17 protein-coding genes are annotated in these 16,640 nt (G+C 48.2%); all 17 read left to right on the top strand.

Annotated features, from left to right (window positions below):
- Nucleotides 1–51 precede the first annotated feature (51 nt).
- Nucleotides 52–2,091: a flagellar biosynthesis protein FlhA gene (gene flhA, locus DW835_RS03335; RefSeq protein ID WP_118730688.1), complete on the top strand. Its 2,040-nt coding sequence runs from the start codon at nucleotides 52–54 to the stop codon at nucleotides 2,089–2,091.
- 41 nt (nucleotides 2,092–2,132) lie between these two features.
- Nucleotides 2,133–3,371, top strand: coding sequence for a flagellar biosynthesis protein FlhF (flhF, locus tag DW835_RS03330; RefSeq protein WP_118730687.1), 1,239 nt, complete (start codon nucleotides 2,133–2,135; stop codon nucleotides 3,369–3,371).
- Between the two features lie 25 nt (nucleotides 3,372–3,396).
- Nucleotides 3,397–4,299: a MinD/ParA family protein gene (locus DW835_RS03325; RefSeq protein WP_118730686.1), complete on the top strand. Its 903-nt coding sequence runs from the start codon at nucleotides 3,397–3,399 to the stop codon at nucleotides 4,297–4,299.
- A 15-nt stretch (nucleotides 4,300–4,314) separates the two neighbouring features.
- On the top strand, nucleotides 4,315–5,046 hold the full coding sequence (locus DW835_RS03320) for a flagellar brake domain-containing protein (RefSeq protein ID WP_022313065.1): 732 nt from the start codon (nucleotides 4,315–4,317) through the stop codon (nucleotides 5,044–5,046).
- Entirely contained in the window at nucleotides 5,046–6,128 is a 1,083-nt protein-coding gene (cheB, locus tag DW835_RS03315; RefSeq protein WP_117467250.1) for a chemotaxis-specific protein-glutamate methyltransferase CheB, read from the top strand. Before DW835_RS03320 ends, cheB begins: the two co-directional genes overlap by 1 nt.
- A 54-nt stretch (nucleotides 6,129–6,182) precedes the next feature.
- A complete protein-coding gene (locus DW835_RS03310) occupies nucleotides 6,183–8,291 on the top strand; it encodes a chemotaxis protein CheA (protein ID WP_118730685.1) in 2,109 nt (702 codons plus the stop codon).
- 17 nt (nucleotides 8,292–8,308) lie between these two features.
- Nucleotides 8,309–8,800, top strand: coding sequence for a chemotaxis protein CheW (locus DW835_RS03305; RefSeq protein ID WP_022313062.1), 492 nt, complete (start codon nucleotides 8,309–8,311; stop codon nucleotides 8,798–8,800).
- Between the two features lie 13 nt (nucleotides 8,801–8,813).
- Nucleotides 8,814–9,434 carry a chemotaxis protein CheC gene (locus DW835_RS03300; protein WP_117467248.1) on the top strand — a complete coding sequence of 207 codons (621 nt, stop codon included), beginning with the start codon at nucleotides 8,814–8,816 and terminating at the stop codon, nucleotides 9,432–9,434.
- Nucleotides 9,435–9,463: 29 nt separating this feature from the next.
- Nucleotides 9,464–9,952, top strand: coding sequence for a chemotaxis protein CheD (locus DW835_RS03295; protein WP_117467246.1), 489 nt, complete (start codon nucleotides 9,464–9,466; stop codon nucleotides 9,950–9,952).
- A gap of 25 nt (nucleotides 9,953–9,977) precedes the next feature.
- A complete protein-coding gene (locus DW835_RS03290) occupies nucleotides 9,978–10,274 on the top strand; it encodes a hypothetical protein (RefSeq protein ID WP_022313059.1) in 297 nt (98 codons plus the stop codon).
- A complete protein-coding gene (locus DW835_RS03285; protein ID WP_117467244.1) occupies nucleotides 10,267–11,031 on the top strand; it encodes a FliA/WhiG family RNA polymerase sigma factor in 765 nt (254 codons plus the stop codon). The genes DW835_RS03290 and DW835_RS03285 overlap by 8 nt, the downstream gene beginning before the upstream one ends.
- A gap of 53 nt (nucleotides 11,032–11,084) precedes the next feature.
- Nucleotides 11,085–12,674: a FapA family protein gene (locus tag DW835_RS03280; RefSeq protein WP_182430224.1), complete on the top strand. Its 1,590-nt coding sequence runs from the start codon at nucleotides 11,085–11,087 to the stop codon at nucleotides 12,672–12,674.
- Between the two features lie 52 nt (nucleotides 12,675–12,726).
- Nucleotides 12,727–13,041, top strand: a complete 315-nt coding sequence (locus tag DW835_RS03275) for a hypothetical protein (RefSeq protein ID WP_022313056.1) — start codon at nucleotides 12,727–12,729, stop codon at nucleotides 13,039–13,041.
- A gap of 20 nt (nucleotides 13,042–13,061) precedes the next feature.
- Nucleotides 13,062–13,730, top strand: coding sequence for a DUF6115 domain-containing protein (locus DW835_RS03270; RefSeq protein ID WP_118502488.1), 669 nt, complete (start codon nucleotides 13,062–13,064; stop codon nucleotides 13,728–13,730).
- Between the two features lie 33 nt (nucleotides 13,731–13,763).
- Complete coding sequence (locus DW835_RS03265) at nucleotides 13,764–14,405, top strand: hypothetical protein (RefSeq protein ID WP_118730684.1); 642 nt, start codon at nucleotides 13,764–13,766, stop codon at nucleotides 14,403–14,405.
- A gap of 183 nt (nucleotides 14,406–14,588) precedes the next feature.
- Entirely contained in the window at nucleotides 14,589–15,344 is a 756-nt protein-coding gene (gene rpsB, locus DW835_RS03260; RefSeq protein WP_022153930.1) for a 30S ribosomal protein S2, read from the top strand.
- Nucleotides 15,345–15,446: 102 nt separating this feature from the next.
- Complete coding sequence (gene tsf / locus DW835_RS03255; RefSeq protein WP_022313053.1) at nucleotides 15,447–16,547, top strand: translation elongation factor Ts; 1,101 nt, start codon at nucleotides 15,447–15,449, stop codon at nucleotides 16,545–16,547.
- Nucleotides 16,548–16,640 lie beyond the last annotated feature (93 nt).

Raw genomic sequence — 16,640 nt, 5'->3', positions numbered from 1 at the left:
ATATTAGAAAAAGATGAAAATACACAAAAAGAGAAAGGAGGTCAGGCACAGATGAAAATGAAAAAAGCGGATGTGGCGGTAGCAATTTATATCATGGCTGCCATTATCATGTTTATTGTGCCGATTCCCTCCTGGCTGCTGGATATTCTGTTAGCAATTAATATTTCCGTGGCGCTGACAATCCTGTTCGCCACGATGTTCAGTAAGGAAGTACTGGATATGTCCTTCTTCCCTACGATGCTGCTGTTTACCACAATCTTCCGTATTGCGCTGAATACCTCATCCACCCGTCTGATCCTGAGAGACGGTAATGCAGGTAATGTCGTGGAAACCTTCGGTGAGTTCGTAGGTGGCGGTGATCTGGTCATCGGTGTCATTATCTTCATTATTCTGATCCTGATCCAGTTCATGGTCATCAACAAAGGTTCTGAACGTGTATCCGAAGTAACAGCGAGATTTACTCTGGATGCAATGCCCGGTAAGCAGATGGCTATTGATGCGGATCTGAACACCGGAGCCATTACAGATGCGGAAGCGAAGAAGAGAAGAGAGAAGATCCAGGAAGAGGCAAGCTTTTTCGGTTCCATGGATGGTGCTGTAAAATACGTAAAAGGAGATGCGGTTGCGGGTCTTCTGATCACCACCATCAATATTGTGGGCGGTATCATCATGGGAATGACGAGGCAGGGCATGGATATCACCAGTGCGTTGAATAAATACACTATCCTGACTATCGGCGACGGTCTGGTAAGCCAGATCCCCTCCCTGTTGATCTCACTGTCCACCGGTATTCTGGTGACCAAGGGAAGCAAGGATGCTGACTTCGGTACGACACTGGTAAGCCAGTTGTTTGGTGTACCCAAGGGTCTGTACCTGGTGGGAGCCATGCTGGCAATTCTGGGATTTGTGACGGAACTGAATACGATCCTGTTCGTGGGACTGGGACTGGTATTTATCATCGTAGCAAGAAATATCGAGGGTACGATAGAAGCAGCCCAGATCGAGCAGGAGGTGGACAGCGAAGAAGCTGCGGCGGAGGAGATCCGGCAGCCGGAAAATGTCAACAGTCTCCTGCAGGTGGATCCTATCGAGCTGGAATTCGGTTACGGTATCATTCCGCTGGCGGATGTGAACCAGGGTGGTGACCTGTTGGATCGTGTGGTTATGATCCGAAGACAGATCGCGCTGGAACTTGGTACGGTAGTGCCGATTATCCGTCTGCGTGATAATATCCAGTTGAATCCGAACCAGTATATCATCAAGATCAAAGGTATTCAGGTCAGTGAGGGAGAGATCCTGTTTGACCATTATATGGCAATGAATCCCGGTTATGTGGAAGAAGAGATTACGGGTATTCCTACCTTCGAACCATCCTTCCATCTGCCGGCTATCTGGATCACGGAAGGTCAGAGAGAGCGGGCGGAGAGTCTGGGCTATACCGTAGTAGATCCTCCATCCATCATTGCAACGCATCTGACGGAGATCATCCGCCAGCACATTGCGGAGCTGCTGACCAGACAGGATGTCCAGAACCTTATTAACAATGTCAAAGAGAACAATCCTTCTCTGGTGGACGAGCTGGTACCAAAGTTGTTGGGACTGGGCGAGATCCAGAAAGTATTGCAGAATCTGTTGCGGGAGGGAATCTCCATCCGGGATCTGCTGACGATTCTGGAGACTCTGGCGGATTATGCACCGACGACAAGGGATACCGATATCCTGACGGAGTATGTGAGACAGAGCTTAAAGAGAGCAATCTCCACCAAGTATTTCCCTTCCCACGAGACTACCAGTGTGCTGACGCTGGATCCAAAGATCGAGCAGGAAGTCATGGGAAGCGTAAAACAGACAGAGACAGGAGCTTTCCTGAATCTGGATCCCGCCAGAAGCAAAGCAATTCTCAATGCGGTGGGAGAAGAGATCAAAAAGCTGGAAAACATGGGAAAGACCCCCATTATCATGACATCACCGATCGTAAGAATGTATTTCAAGCGGCTGACCGAAGATTATTATCCGGATCTGGTCGTAGTGTCTTACAACGAAGTAGAATCGAATGTGGAATTACAGTCTGTGGGTATGGTCACAGCTTAAGATATTAAGCGCATTGAACCGACACAGGAACGAGGAACAGTATGATAATTAAGAAATTTACCGGGAAAACAGAAGCAGAGGCGACAGAGGCTGCGAAAAAAGAATTGGGAAACGGACTGGTGATCATGAATGTCCGTGAAGTGAAAAAGAAAGGGCTGTTCTCCTTTCTGTCACCGAAGCAGATCGAGGTGACCGCTGCGCTGGAGGATGAGTCCCCCCAGAAATCTGTGGTAAACAGTCTGAATCGTACGGAAGCTTCCGGGGCAGGTGTAGGTACGGCGAAGACGGTATCGATGAAAAACAGCACGGAAAATATAGAAAAAAAGCTGGATAGTCTGCAGACGCTTTTGGAAAGTCAGTTAAACAGCAGACCGGTAGCTGCAAATACGGAGAAGGCAGCGGAAGCACAGAAAGAAGCTTTGGACAGCGAAGCGGAAGCGGCAGTGGAAAAGCAGGAAGAAAAAGAGGACGAGCAGAATCCGGAGCAGGATAAGTTCATCCGTCTGCTGTATAACAAAATGCTGGATAATGAGATGGATGAAAAATATGTCAACAGTATTCTGGAGGATGCTTCCAAGACAAAGAAAGCGGATCTTCCCTTTGATTATCTACTGGCGAATATTTATCAGAAGATGGTGTTGAAATTCGGAAAATCCGAAGGAATCACTCCGGCGGAGGATGGACCGAGAATCGTATGGTTCATCGGACCTACCGGTGTGGGTAAGACGACTACCATCGCCAAACTGGCAGGAAAATATTGTGTGGAAGACAAGAAAAAGGTGGCTCTCCTTACGGCAGATACCTATCGTATTGCGGCAGCGGAGCAGCTGCGGACCTATGCCAATATTCTGGAGACACCTTTCCGCGTGATCTATACACCGGAGGAGTTGCAGACCGCCATTGATGATTACTGGGACTGTGATTATATTTTTATCGATACAGCGGGGAGATCGCACCAGAATGCGGAACAGTTGGAGAAAATGAAGGAAATGGTGGGTGGACTGAAGAGACCGGAGGACTATCAGGTATTTCTGGTATTAAGTGCTACCACAAAATACAGGGATCTCCAGAAGATCGCAGACTGTTACGGAAAGATCGCAAAGTTTGAGTTGATTTTTACAAAGTTGGATGAAACAGAAGCAGTGGGGAATCTGCTGAACATAAAGCTTTATACGGATGCACCGATCGCATATGTGACCTGTGGTCAAAACGTTCCGGATGACATGGAAATATTCAACCCACAGAAGACGGTGAAACAGATCCTTGGAGGCAAGGAGTAAAGCTTTTACAGAAAGGCGCAGAAAAATGGATCAGGCGGAACAGCTAAGGATCATTAAAGCAAATAACCAAATACGACCTACTGCAAGAGTCATTACCGTTACTTCCGGCAAGGGTGGCGTGGGAAAATCCAATATGTCCATCAATCTGGCAATTCAATTCCGCAAAATGGGCAAACGGGTGATCATTCTGGATGCGGATTTCGGGCTGGCGAACATCGAGATCATGTTCGGAGCAATACCGAAGCACAACCTGTGTGATCTGGTTTACGAGGGCAAGAGCATCAGTGATATCATTACCTGGGGCCCTATGGAAGTGGGATTTATTTCTGGTGGTTCGGGAATTGCCGGGATGGCCAATCTGGGAAAAGATGCCCTGACCTGTATCATACAGAATCTGGCGGAGCTGGATGCCCTGACGGATATCATTATCGTGGATACCGGAGCGGGAATCTCTGACAGTGTGTTGGAATTTCTGGTGGCCAGCGGGGAAGTGCTGCTGGTGACCACACCGGAGCCTACTTCCATCACGGATTCCTATTCTCTGCTGAAGGCACTGTACAGACATCCGAGATTCCAGGAGGATTTCACGAAGGTGATGATGGTGGCCAACCGGGTAAGTAATATCAAGGAAGGCCAGGTACTGTTCGACAAGCTGAATGCAGTCGTGACCAGATACCTGAAAATTCCCATGACTTATATGGGATGTGTACCTCAGGATCCTCAGGTCATGCAGGCGGTGATGCAGCAGGTACCCGTATCCATACAGAATCCGGGAGCAAAGGCAAGCCAGGCTTATCAGAGAATCGCAGAGAGAATGTGCGAAAAAGAAGACGATACAGCGCAGGAGCAGCAGCCCAGGCGCGGAATGGCAGCATTTTTTTCTCACATTATAGGTACGAGAAATGGAGCTACAAAACAGTCCAGATAAGAGAGGTATGAACTTATGTTATCCAGATTTGTGGAAGAAGGATCGAAAATAGAGCTCCGCGCATTGCAGCGGGGGGTGGAGGAAAAGGGAGCAGAAAGCACGGCAAAGGTGTACCAGAGCCGGGTGCTGCAGATTCTGTCGGAGGATACTCTGGAGATCTCCATGCCCATGGAGCAGACCAGACTGATACTTTTGCCGGTGGACTCGGAATACGACATGATCTTTTTCGAGGAGAACAGCCTCTACCAGTGCTTTGCAAGGATCATAGACCGGTACAAAAGCAACAACGTATATGTGCTGGTCATGGAACTGACCAGCAATCTGCGGAAATATCAGAGAAGAGAATATTATCGTTTCAGCTGCGCACTGGATATGTGTGCCAGAAATCTGGAGGAAGAAGAGATCCAGGCACTGGAGAAAAATTCTCCTTATGAACTGCAGCCGGGACTTCCTTTGAAACACAGCGTGATCGTGGACATCAGCGGCGGAGGACTGCGATTTGTGTCTACCCAGCGATATGAACCCGGCAGTCTGATCCTGTGCAGTTATCATCTGGTGAAAGACGGAGAACAGAAAAAGTACGAGGTGGTAGGCAAAGTACTGGCGGTAAGAGAACTGGAGAAACGCAAGGGGACGTTCGAACACCGGGTACAGTACTATAACCTGGACGTAAATACAAGAGAAGAAATCATCCGCTTTATTTTTGAAGAAGAGCGTAAGAGTCGTAAAAAGGAGAGATTGGACTAATGCCAAAAAAAATACTGGTTGTTGATGACTCTGCACTCATGAGAAGAGTGCTGTGTGATATAATAGATACTGACATAAGGTTCCAGGTGGCTGACCGGGCAAAAGACGGATTGGAAGCATTCGATCTGTTGAGCCGAAACAGTTACGACGCAGTTGTCCTGGATGTGAATATGCCGCGTATGAACGGCCTGCAGCTTTTACAGGAGCTGCGTAAATACAAGATTCCCGCCCGTGTGATGATGGCCAGCACCGATACGAAGGAAGGCGCCAGAACCACTCTGGATGCTCTGGAACTGGGAGCGTTGGATTTTGTACATAAGCCGGACAGCGCAGTAGACTGTCGTGGTGAGAATTTCCGCAGAGAATTCCTGCGGACACTGAATGTGGTAGCGAACAGCAAACTGCCGGTATTTGCCGAGGAAGCGAAGCTTACCGAGGAAAAAGGCACGGTAAAAGAGATGATGAAGATCATCAATCATCATCCGGTCAGCGTGTCGGGTAGCAAGGTCGTAGCCATTGCCAGTTCCACAGGAGGCCCGAAATCTCTCCAGTCGGTGATTCCCTTATTGCCGGCGAATCTGGATGCACCGGTGCTGGTAGTACAGCATATGCCTGTGGGATTCACAGCATCCCTTGCAGAACGGCTGGATAATTTGAGCCAGCTTCATGTAAAGGAAGCAGCAGAGGGAGAAGAACTGAAAAAGGGATGGGTCTACATCGCCATGGGCGGCAAACACCTTAATGTTGTCACATCCCCGGCTGGACGCCATACGCTGCATCTGTCGGAGGAACCTTACAGGGAAGGTGTCAGACCCTGTGCCAATTATATGTATGAGTCCCTGCAGACCAGCCGCTTTGATTCGGTAGTCTGTGCTGTTATGACGGGAATGGGAGCGGACGGAACGGAAGGAATCGGGAAACTGAAAGCTTCCAAAAAGTCCTATGTGATCGCACAGGATCAGGATACCAGCGTAGTATTTGGAATGCCTAAGAGTATCATCGTAGCCGGGCTGGCAGATCAGGTAGTACCGTTAGATCAGATCGCCCAGGAGATCATACTGCATGTAGGAGTAGTAAAGTAGCAAGCAATATATGCCGTTTCCGGCAATACCGTGACCGGCAGAATGGAGGAAGAGATGGACGTAAGCCAATATCTTGAAATTTTTCTGGATGAAACAAATGAACATCTGCAGAACTTGAACACACAGATTCTGGAACTGGAGTCAGATCCTGAAAACATGGACAATATCAATGAGATATTCCGTGCCGCGCATTCCCTGAAAGGAATGGCAGGAACCATGGGCTACAAGCGTATGCAGAACCTGACCCATGACATGGAGAATGTGTTCTCGGAAGTACGTAACGGCAATATTAAAGTAAAACCGGAAATGATCGATGTATTGTTCCAGTGTCTGGATGCTCTGGAAGAGTACAAGAACAATATTCAGGAGACCTCTGATGAGGGAACCAACGACAATGAGAATCTGATCAAGGCCCTGAATGATATTTTAAACGGTGGCAAGACGGAGGAGGCTCCCGCTGCCAAGGAAGAGGCTCCCACTGCCACAGCACCTGCAGCTGAATCCGGCGCAGACGGTGGTGAAAAATGGAATGATATTGCTTTTGATGACAGCCAGATCCGTGTGATCAAAGAGGCTATGAAGCAGGGTAAAAATGTATACGGCATCAATGTAGTGGTACAGGAAAGCTGTATCCTGAAGGCCGCAAGAGCATTCCTGGTATTCAAGGCAGTGGAGGAAAAAGGTGAGATCATCGTATCCATGCCCAGCGCACAGGATGTAGAGGATGAGAAGTTCGACAAGGACTTCACACTGATCGTTCTGTCTGATTACTCTCTGGATGATATTATCAAGTCCGCAGAGAGCGTATCTGAGATCGCACAGGTAACCGGTGCGGTACTGGAACTGGAGAAGACCAAGAATTACCATGCGGAAGAGGAAACAATCGAACCCGTAGAAGAGAAGAAGGAAGCAGTGGCAGAGGTCAAGGCTGCAGAACAGCCCAAGAAGGAAGAAAAGAAGCCTGTAGCCGCAGCCAAGGCACCGGAAAAGAAGCCCGCCAATAAGCCGGTCGTCAACCGTACCGTGCGTGTAGATATTGAAAAACTGGATTCCCTGATGAATCTGGTAAGTGAGCTGATCATTGCCAAGAACTCTCTGGTAGCTGCGTCCAGCAATGACCAGGGCAATAATTCCGCATTCAATGAGCAGATCGAGTATCTGGAAAACGTAACCACGAACCTTCATGAATCTGTAATGAAGGTACGAATGGTACCTATTGAGAGCGTTGTTGTGAAGTTCCCCAGAATGATCCGTGATCTGTCCAAGAAGCTGGACAAGAAGATGGAATTGTATATGAGTGGTGAAGAGACCGAACTGGATCGTACCGTAGTAGACGAGATCGGAGATCCTCTGATGCATCTGCTTCGTAATTCCGCAGACCATGGTCTGGAATCCGCAGAGGTACGTGCACAGCGTGGCAAGCCGGAACAGGGATCTATCTTCCTGGATGCTTATCAGGATGGTAATAACGTAGTCATCGAAGTAAGGGATGATGGTAACGGTATTGATGTAGAAGCTGTTAAGAATAAAGCAATCGAGCGTAATCTGGTAACCACGGAGCAGGCTGCTAATATGTCTGAGAAGGATATTATCAACCTGCTGTTCCAGCCTGGATTCTCTACTTCTGAGAAGGTGACCGACGTTTCCGGCAGAGGTGTAGGTCTGGATGTTGTTAAGTCCAAGATCGAATCCTTAAGCGGTGAAGTGGAAGTGAAATCCAAGTGGGGAGAGGGAAGTACCTGGACCATTCGACTGCCTCTGACCCTTGCAATTATCCAGGCACTGATGGTAGTCGTAGGAGGAGAAAAATATGCGATCTCTCTGGGATCCATCCAGACGATTGAAGATATCTCTCCCAACGATATCAAACTGGTAGAGAACAAAGAAGTGATCAACTTGAGAGGAACCGTGATTCCTCTGATCCGTCTGACCGAGGTACTGGATGTAGAGAGTACCAGATCCCCTGAGGACAACCTGATCGTTGTCATTGTCAAGAAGGGCGATAAGATGGCAGGTCTGGTTATCGACGAACTGATCGGACAGCAGGAGATCGTTATAAAGTCTCTTGGCAAATACATCAAGCAGTGCAAATTCATCAGTGGTGCAACGATCCTTGGTGACGGCGAAGTAGCACTGATCCTGGATGCCAACGCATTACTGTAAGGAGGGAGATGACAGTTATGGAAGAACTTAGCATGAAAGAAACTTTAAAGGCCGGAGACGAGCGTAAAGTTGAGGAGGATTTTTTCCAGTATATTGTGATCCGCCTCGGAGATGAGCAGTACGGTATCGATATCCGATACATTGACAATATTGTAAGAATGCAGCATATCACCAGAGTGCCCAAGGTACCCGCATATTTAAAAGGTGTCATCAATCTGCGTGGTGAGGTTCTGCCGGTCATGAGTCTTCGCGTGAAGATGGGACTGGAGGCAGACGAACTGACCCGTGCTACCAGAATCATCATTCTGAAGCAGGAACAGCAGGGCAGTGTAGGAATCATTGTGGATGAAGTAAGGGAAGTAGTGACTCTGGGAAGCAGTGAGATTGAGAAATTATCACAGAATACCGCTGAGAGTAAAAAGAGCTTTATTACAGGTGTAGGCAAACACAATGGGGAACTGATCTCTCTGTTGGATCTGAATTCCATCACATTGGAGGAAAATGCATAAAGGAGACTGATCCATGGGAGATCTGAGTTTAGAGAAAGTTTCGGAAACATATCTGGACGTTTTAAAAGAAATTGGCAACATTGGAGCGGGCAACGCTATGACAGCACTCTCCCAGATGCTGAACTGTAAGGTAGATATGAAGGTACCGCAGGTAAAGCTTTTGGATTTCAACGAAGTAGGAGCATTGATGGGAGGAGAAGAGCAGGTAATGGTCGGTGTCTTCCTGGGAGTGGAAGGAGATATCACCGGCAGCATGATGTTTCTGGTAGAACAGGGCAGTGCAAAGCATCTTCTGCATAAGATTCTGGGAGATATGGTACAGCAGGAAGGCTTTTCCGAAATCGAGTTTTCTGCCATGCAGGAGATCGGCAATATTATCACGGGAGCTTATCTGAATTCCCTGTCCACGTTGACGAATCTGAAGATCATTCCTACCCCGCCGTCTCTGACCCTGGACATGGCAGGAGCTATTCTCAGCGTTCCAGCCATTGAATTCGGAACATTGGGAGACAAGATTTTGCTGATACAGTCTCAGTTTTACGATGAAGTTGAGATCGACGGATATTTTATTCTGGTTCCCGATATTGAGTCCTACCCGAAGATCCTGAAATCTTTGGGAATACCTGTAGCATAGATTCAGGAGCGCAGAAGAAGGGGAGCAGAATGAGCGAGATTATTAAAGTAGGGATGGCGGATCTGAAGACCTGTGTAAGCCCAGATGGAGTGACAACTCTGGGACTGGGCTCCTGCGTGGGAATCGCAATCCGCGACCCGGTGACAAAAATAGGCGGTCTGGCACATATTATGCTGCCGGACAGCACTTCGATCCGTAACAGCAGTCAGAACATTGCAAAATTTGCAGATACCGGAATCGATGAACTGGTACGACAGATGGAGAAGCTGGGAGCCAAAAAAGCGAGAATGGTTGCCAAGATTGCTGGCGGGGCTACTATGTTCACGTTTCAGGGGAAAAACGACATGATGCAGGTGGGGGACCGTAACGTGGAGGCTGTGAAGAAGAAACTGAAAGAGATCAGTATTCCTATTTTGGCACAGGATACAGGTAAGAATTACGGAAGAACCGTAACTTTTTATCCGGAGACCGGAGAGTTCCATATTCGTGCGGTAGGAAAGAGTGAGTCCATCATTTAAGGATGGATGACCGGATGGGTAAATTATGAACAGAAAGAATATGCCATTGCTTTTGATGCTGATCGCAGGTGCGTGTACCTGGATCGTAACGCTGGTGAGAAGTTATTCGTTACTGGCAAGTCTTGTGGCACTTTTTACTGTTATGCTGCTGTTTTATTGTCTTGGAAGTGTGATCCGGCTGTTGCTGGACCGGTTCGACAGACAGAATGAAGAGAAGGCAAAACAGGAGCAGGAAGAAAAAGAGAAGGCTTTACAAGAGGAAGAAGCTGCTGGGTCACAGGAGGACACAGCGCAGAAGGGTGTAAGCGATTCGAATGGATGAAGCCGGTAAGAAAAGGTTATTAGAAGAATATGCTGCTAATAAACGACCGGAGACCAGAGAACAGTTGATACTGGAGTATGCTCCGCTAGTCAAGGCAGTAGCGGGACGGCTGAGTATGTATCTGGGCTATAATGTGGATTACGAAGACCTGGTCAGTTACGGGATTTTTGGACTGATTGATGCCATTGACAAGTTCGACTGCCTCAAAGAGGTAAAGTTCGAGACTTATGCCAGTCTGAGGATCCGGGGAGCCATTCTGGACCAGATCCGTAAAATGGATTGGATTCCCCGAACGATAAGACAACGGCAGAAGAAGATCGACGCGGTCATCAAGGAAGTGGAACAGACCACGGGACGCAGTGCAACGGATGAAGACATTGCAGCGGGACTGGGAATTTCTTCAGAGGAATATCTGGACTGGCAGTCACAGATGAAGATCACCGGCCTGATATCCCTGAACGAGTATATGGATCAGGGAAGTGATGTCTCACAGGATTATAGCAGACATACGACAGCACGTTTTGATGGTCCGGAAGAAAGTGTGGAAAAAGAAGAACTGACCAAGGTTCTGGGAGAAGCACTGGAACTTCTGACGGAAAAGGAAAAGAAAGTAGTTACGCTATATTATTATGAGGATCTGACATTGAAGGAAATCAGTAACATTCTGGAGGTGTCGGAGTCCAGGGTATCCCAGCTACATACCCGTGCTTTACAGAAAATGAAGACAAAAATGGGAGACTACATGGGACTTTTGTAGAACCTCGTTGACCCGTAATGGAATGCGGGATGGGAAGGCAGAGGAAAAGGCGTATGCAGAATGGCTATTTTCAAGTGGTGAGAACACCGGGAGGTTATGGATTACAGATCTTCCAACCCAAGGATGGAGGAGAGGACGTAAGACTGCAGGAGGTAATGGATTATCTGGACAGACAATCCGTACCTTATGATCCTGTGTCCCTCAAGAAGGCAATTCTTGCGGAAGAGAATAATGTCTGCTTCCTGGAGAGAAAGGATTGCCCGGAGATCGAGGAGAGCTGTCAGATCACAGTCAGTCAGGATAATATGCAGGCAGTCATACGCTTCTATCCGGCGTCCCAGACCGGAAAACGTGCGACGATGGACAGTGTGATCAAGGATCTGAGATATCACAGCATCGTCTATGGCATCCAGATGAGTGTTCTGCAGGATCATTTTATGTCTGACGGAATTTATTGCACCGATCTGGTAGTGGCCCGGGGAAAAGAACCCAGACATGGCACAGACGCCTATATCAAATATTATTTTAATACGGATGTTCACGCACAGCCGACACTGAAAGATGACGGGACGGTGGATTATTTCCATCTGAACATGATCAATCCCTGTAAAAAGGGACAGCTGCTGGCAGAGGTCATTCCGGAGGACGAGGGAGAGTACGGAACTACCGTACAGGGTGCCAAGATCCGGCCCAGACAGGTGAAAAAAGCCCATCTGGAGTTCGGCCATAATATAGAGATTTCCGAAGACCGGAGAAGACTCACTTCCCTGGTAGACGGACATGTTTCCCTGGTAGAGGGAAAGGTGTTTGTATCGGATGTTTACGAAGTGGAAAATGTGGATCTGTCTACCGGAAATATTGATTTTGAGGGCAGCGTGCAGGTAAATGGCAATGTTTCCTCCAATTTCGTCATCCGGGCAGGCAGCAATGTGATCATAAGCGGTGTCGTGGAAGGTGCCTACATTGAGGCTGGGGGCAATATCATCATTGCCCGCGGAATGAATGGTATGGCAAAGGGTACGCTGAAAGCTGGGGGCAATATTGTGGCAAAATTCCTGGAGAATGCTACAGCCAGTGCCGGAGGCTATGTCAGCACGGAGTCGATCCTGCACAGCAATGTGATAGCGGCAACAGAGATCCAGGTAACCGGCAAGCGAGGATTTATCACCGGCGGTCATGTACGTGCCGGACAGAAGATAGAGGTTAAGACGCTGGGGGCAATGCTGGGAGCGCCGACGGTAGTGGAAGTTGGTGTGGATCCGGAGAAAAAGGCAGAATATATGAAGATGCAGAAGGAAGTCTCCGAGATTGTGAAGAATATCCGCAGTCTGCAGCCGATCCTTGCGAATTTTGCAGAAAAAAAGAGTAAGGGAGTCCGTTTTACACCGGATCAGATCAACTATATCAGAAACACTGCAGCTTCCATGGAGACACTCAATAAGAGTCTGGAGGAAAAGAACCGGCGTATGCAGGAACTGCAGCTGGAGTTCAATCCGCAGGAGCGGGCCATGGTGCAGGTACGGGGAGAAGTGTACCCGGGTACTACGATCATCATCGGAGATTCTTCCATGCAGGTGAAGAGTACCTATCATTATTGCCGGTTCGAGCGCATTGACGGAGATGTGAAGTCCACACCACTGTAACCGGCAGCAGATTGTTTAAGGAACAGAAAATGGCAGAAAAGAGGAATGTCTTATGTCGTTTGGATCTTTGGAGGTTGCGTCGATCCCGCGAACGCAGGATTACACGACGATGAAGCAGAATGAAGACAATAAGGGTGCATTTCAACAGATGACGCTGGGAGAGCATGCACAGAAACAGAGTGAACAGCGGACCAGAGAAGTGCACAGCAGTGATAATGCAGACTGGTATACGGGGCAGTATGATGCCAAGGAAAAAGGAAAGAATGAGTATGCCGGTAACGGTGGTAAACACCGGAAAAAAGAAAATTCCGAAAAAGATGGTGTGGTGGTGACGAAACAGCATCAGGGATTTGACATTAAGATCTGAGAATACAAAGGAAAAGCAGTATGGGTATATTAGAAGTGGTTCTGCTGATCGCAGGAATCGTAATATTTATAGGAAGTTTTTTATTGCCTTCCGGAAAAGAAAGCGGAATCAATAAAGAAGCAGCAAAAGAAGAGATCAAAGGTCTTATGGAAGAAGAAATGCAGACAGTTCGCAGTCAGATGCAGGATAAAATGGACGAGACCTCGGAAGATGCGCTGGAGAAGGCGGAACGTTCCCTGGAACGTCTGACTAATGAAAAGATCATGGCAGTGAGTGAATATTCCGATACGGTATTGCAGGAGATTCACAAGAACCATGAGGAAGCCATGTTTTTATACGATATGCTGAACAATAAGCATGCCAATATCAAAGATACCGTATCCAAAATGGATAAGGCAGTGAAGGCGGCAGAAGACAAGGCTAAGGTCAAAGCGGAAGAGAACGTGAAGACACAGAAGGAGAATGTGACGGAAGAACAGCTGACAGAAGTACAGGAACCGGCAGAGACGATAGAGCCGTCCGGCTCCCCGGAGATCGGATTCATGGGGGAGACCGCAGAAGAAGGTCAGAACAATAACGAGAAGATTCTGGAAATGCACAGACAGGGCAAATCTACAGTGGCAATTGCCAAGGAACTGGGGCTGGGTGTCGGTGAAGTAAAGCTTGTGATCGACCTGTATAAGGCCTGACAGTAATCGTGTGAATTAAGGACGGAGATATCGATGAAATTAAAATATTATCTGCGAGGTCTCGGAATCGGTATGATCGTGACGGCATTGATCCTGGGAATCAGTTTTTCCAACCGGCAGGATCAGACATCCCAGATCATGACGGATGACCAGATCAGAGAGCGTGCGGCAGAACTTGGAATGGTGGACAGCAGTGAACTGACGCTGGCGGCACTGCAAAACAGTGAAAAACAGCCGACGGAAGGCACACCGGAGGAAACCACGCAGACACAGGAACAGAACAATATAGAAGCGGAACCGGAGACCACGGTTCCCACAGAGACACAGGCTACGGTGGAACCGGAGACAACTCAGGAACCGGAAGCTACAGCAGAGCCAGAGCCTGAGAAGACGGCGGAACCTGAAAAGACGGCGGGACCGGAGACAACCGCAGAGACAGAAGTAACCGAAGCACCACAGCGGACACAGACCGCCAGCATAACAATCCAGAGAGGCGATGATTCCGGCAGTGCCAGCAGACGGCTCTATGAGGCCGGACTGGTGGAGAATGCAAAGGCATTTGACAATTATTTATGCAACAACGGCTACAGCCGCAGTATCAATCCCGGCACATATGAGATCGCTCCCGGGACTTCCGAAGAGGAAATTGCTAAAATAATCACAGGAAAACATTAAAAACCCCTTGTCATAGGGGTTTTCCTATGTTATAATCGCACTGTTGTGACAAAAAACACGCCTTTCGATTTGACGATGGTGCTCCTGCCAAAATGCAGAGGTCTTCGCCAGAGCTAACCGGGTTCTTAACGCGTCCCGGCAGAAAAGAAATGCGGAAGATTTTAACCAAATGGAGGTAAAGACATGAGCGTTATTTCTATGAAGCAGTTACTTGAAGCAGGTGTTCATTTTGGACATCAGACCAGAAGATGGAACCCTAAGATGGCTCCTTACATCTTCACCGAGAGAAACGGTATCCACATCATCGACCTGCAGAAGTCCGTTGTAAAGGTTGACGAGGCTTACAAGGCAGTATCCGAGATCGCCGCACAGGGTGGCACTATTCTGTTCGTTGGTACCAAGAAGCAGGCACAGGACGCTGTAAAGGTTGAGGCTGAGCGTTGTGGTATGTACTATGTAAACGAGAGATGGTTGGGTGGTATGCTGACCAACTTCAGAACCATCCAGTCCCGTATCGCAAGACTGCATGCAATCGAGACCATGTCTCAGGACGGTACTTTCGATGTACTGCCTAAGAAGGAAGTTATTCAGTTAAAGAAAGAATGGGAGAAGCTGGAGAAGAACCTGGGCGGTATCAAGAACATGACCAGAGTTCCCGACGCTATCTTCGTTGTAGATCCCAAGAAGGAGAGAATCTGCGTACAGGAAGCTCATGCACTGGGCATCACTCTGATTGGTATCGGTGATACCAACTGTGATCCTGAAGAGCTGGATTACATCATCCCCGGTAATGATGACGCTATCAGAGCCGTTAAGCTGATCGTTTCCAAGATGGCTGATGCTGTGATCGAAGCAAAGCAGGGCGAAGCTGTATACAGTGACGCTGACGTTGCTACCGAGGCTGAGGATATCGAAGAGGTTGCAGCTGACGCTGAATAATCCGATTCCATAAGAAAAGCATAGGAACCCAGATTGCGATGCCTGTCATTACGGTCTGGGTTCTTGAGGATAATATATTAATTAAGAAGAGAGGATAAAAAAATGGCAATTACCGCATCTATGGTAAAAGAGCTCCGTGAAATGACCGGCGCTGGTATGATGGATTGTAAGAAGGCTCTGAACGAGACCAATGGAGATATGGACGCAGCTGTTGAGTTCCTGAGAAAGAACGGACAGGCTAAGGCTGAGAAGAAAGCAAGCCGTATCGCAGCAGAAGGTGTTGCTCGTGCAGCTATCTCCGCAGACGGCAAGACCGCTTGCGTAATCGAAGTAAACTCCGAGACCGACTTCGTTGCAAAGAACGAGACCTTTACTTCTTTCGTAGAGGCTGTTAATGCAGCAGCACTTGCTTCCGATTTACAGGGTGGCAAGGATGGCGAAGATATTGAAGCACTGTTAGCAGTTCCTTTCGAAGGCGCAACCGTTAAGGATGCTCTGGTAGAGAAGACTGCTACCATCGGTGAGAAGCTGTCCATTCGCCGTTTCGAGAAGGTAGCCGGAGATGTAGCAGTATCCTACATCCATGGTGGCGGCCGTATCGGTGTTATCGTTGCAGCTAACGGCGCATCTGATGACGCAGCAAGAGAAGCACTGACCAACATCGCTATGCAGGTAGCAGCTATGAATCCTACCTACATCAGCAGAAATGATATTTCCGCAGAAGAGCTGGCTAAGTTACAGGAGATCACTGTTGACGCAGCTCTGAACGATCCTGCATCCCTGCCTAAGCCCATTCTGAACAAGCTGATCGACAAGGCTATGAACAGTTCTGCATGGAGCGATGAGGACAAGGCTATCTACGAAGAGAAGAAGAGCAACATGAATTACCTGTTCAACTTTCTGTCCAAAGAAGCTGCAGCTGCTCTGGCTGAGCTGGCTATGGCTGACAAGGACGCTATCGTATCTGACAAGATCTTCAAGGGTCTGGCAGACGGTCGTGTATCCAAGCAGCTGAAGGAGATCTGCCTGTTAGATCAGACCTACGTTAAGGCTGAGGATGGCAAGCAGACCGTAGCTAAGTACCTGGAGAGCGTTAACAAGGCTCTGACCATCGCTAAGGTTGTTCGTTTCGAAGTTGGCGAAGGCATGGAAAAGAAGAACGAAGACTTCGCAGCAGAAGTTGCCGCTCAGATGAAAGGTTGATTATAGGATGATACGGTAGAAAAAGGCATACGCGAGTATGCCTCAGACTGTAGACAAAGCTCCTTCCTGTGAGGGAGCTTTTCTTGTGTCATG

Source organism: Clostridium sp. AM34-9AC (genome assembly GCF_003480225.1).
GTDB lineage: Bacteria > Bacillota > Clostridia > Lachnospirales > Lachnospiraceae > Acetatifactor > Acetatifactor acetigignens.
The sequence above is the reverse complement of the archived record's forward strand: the minus strand, read 5'-3'. Positions and strand labels throughout refer to the sequence as shown.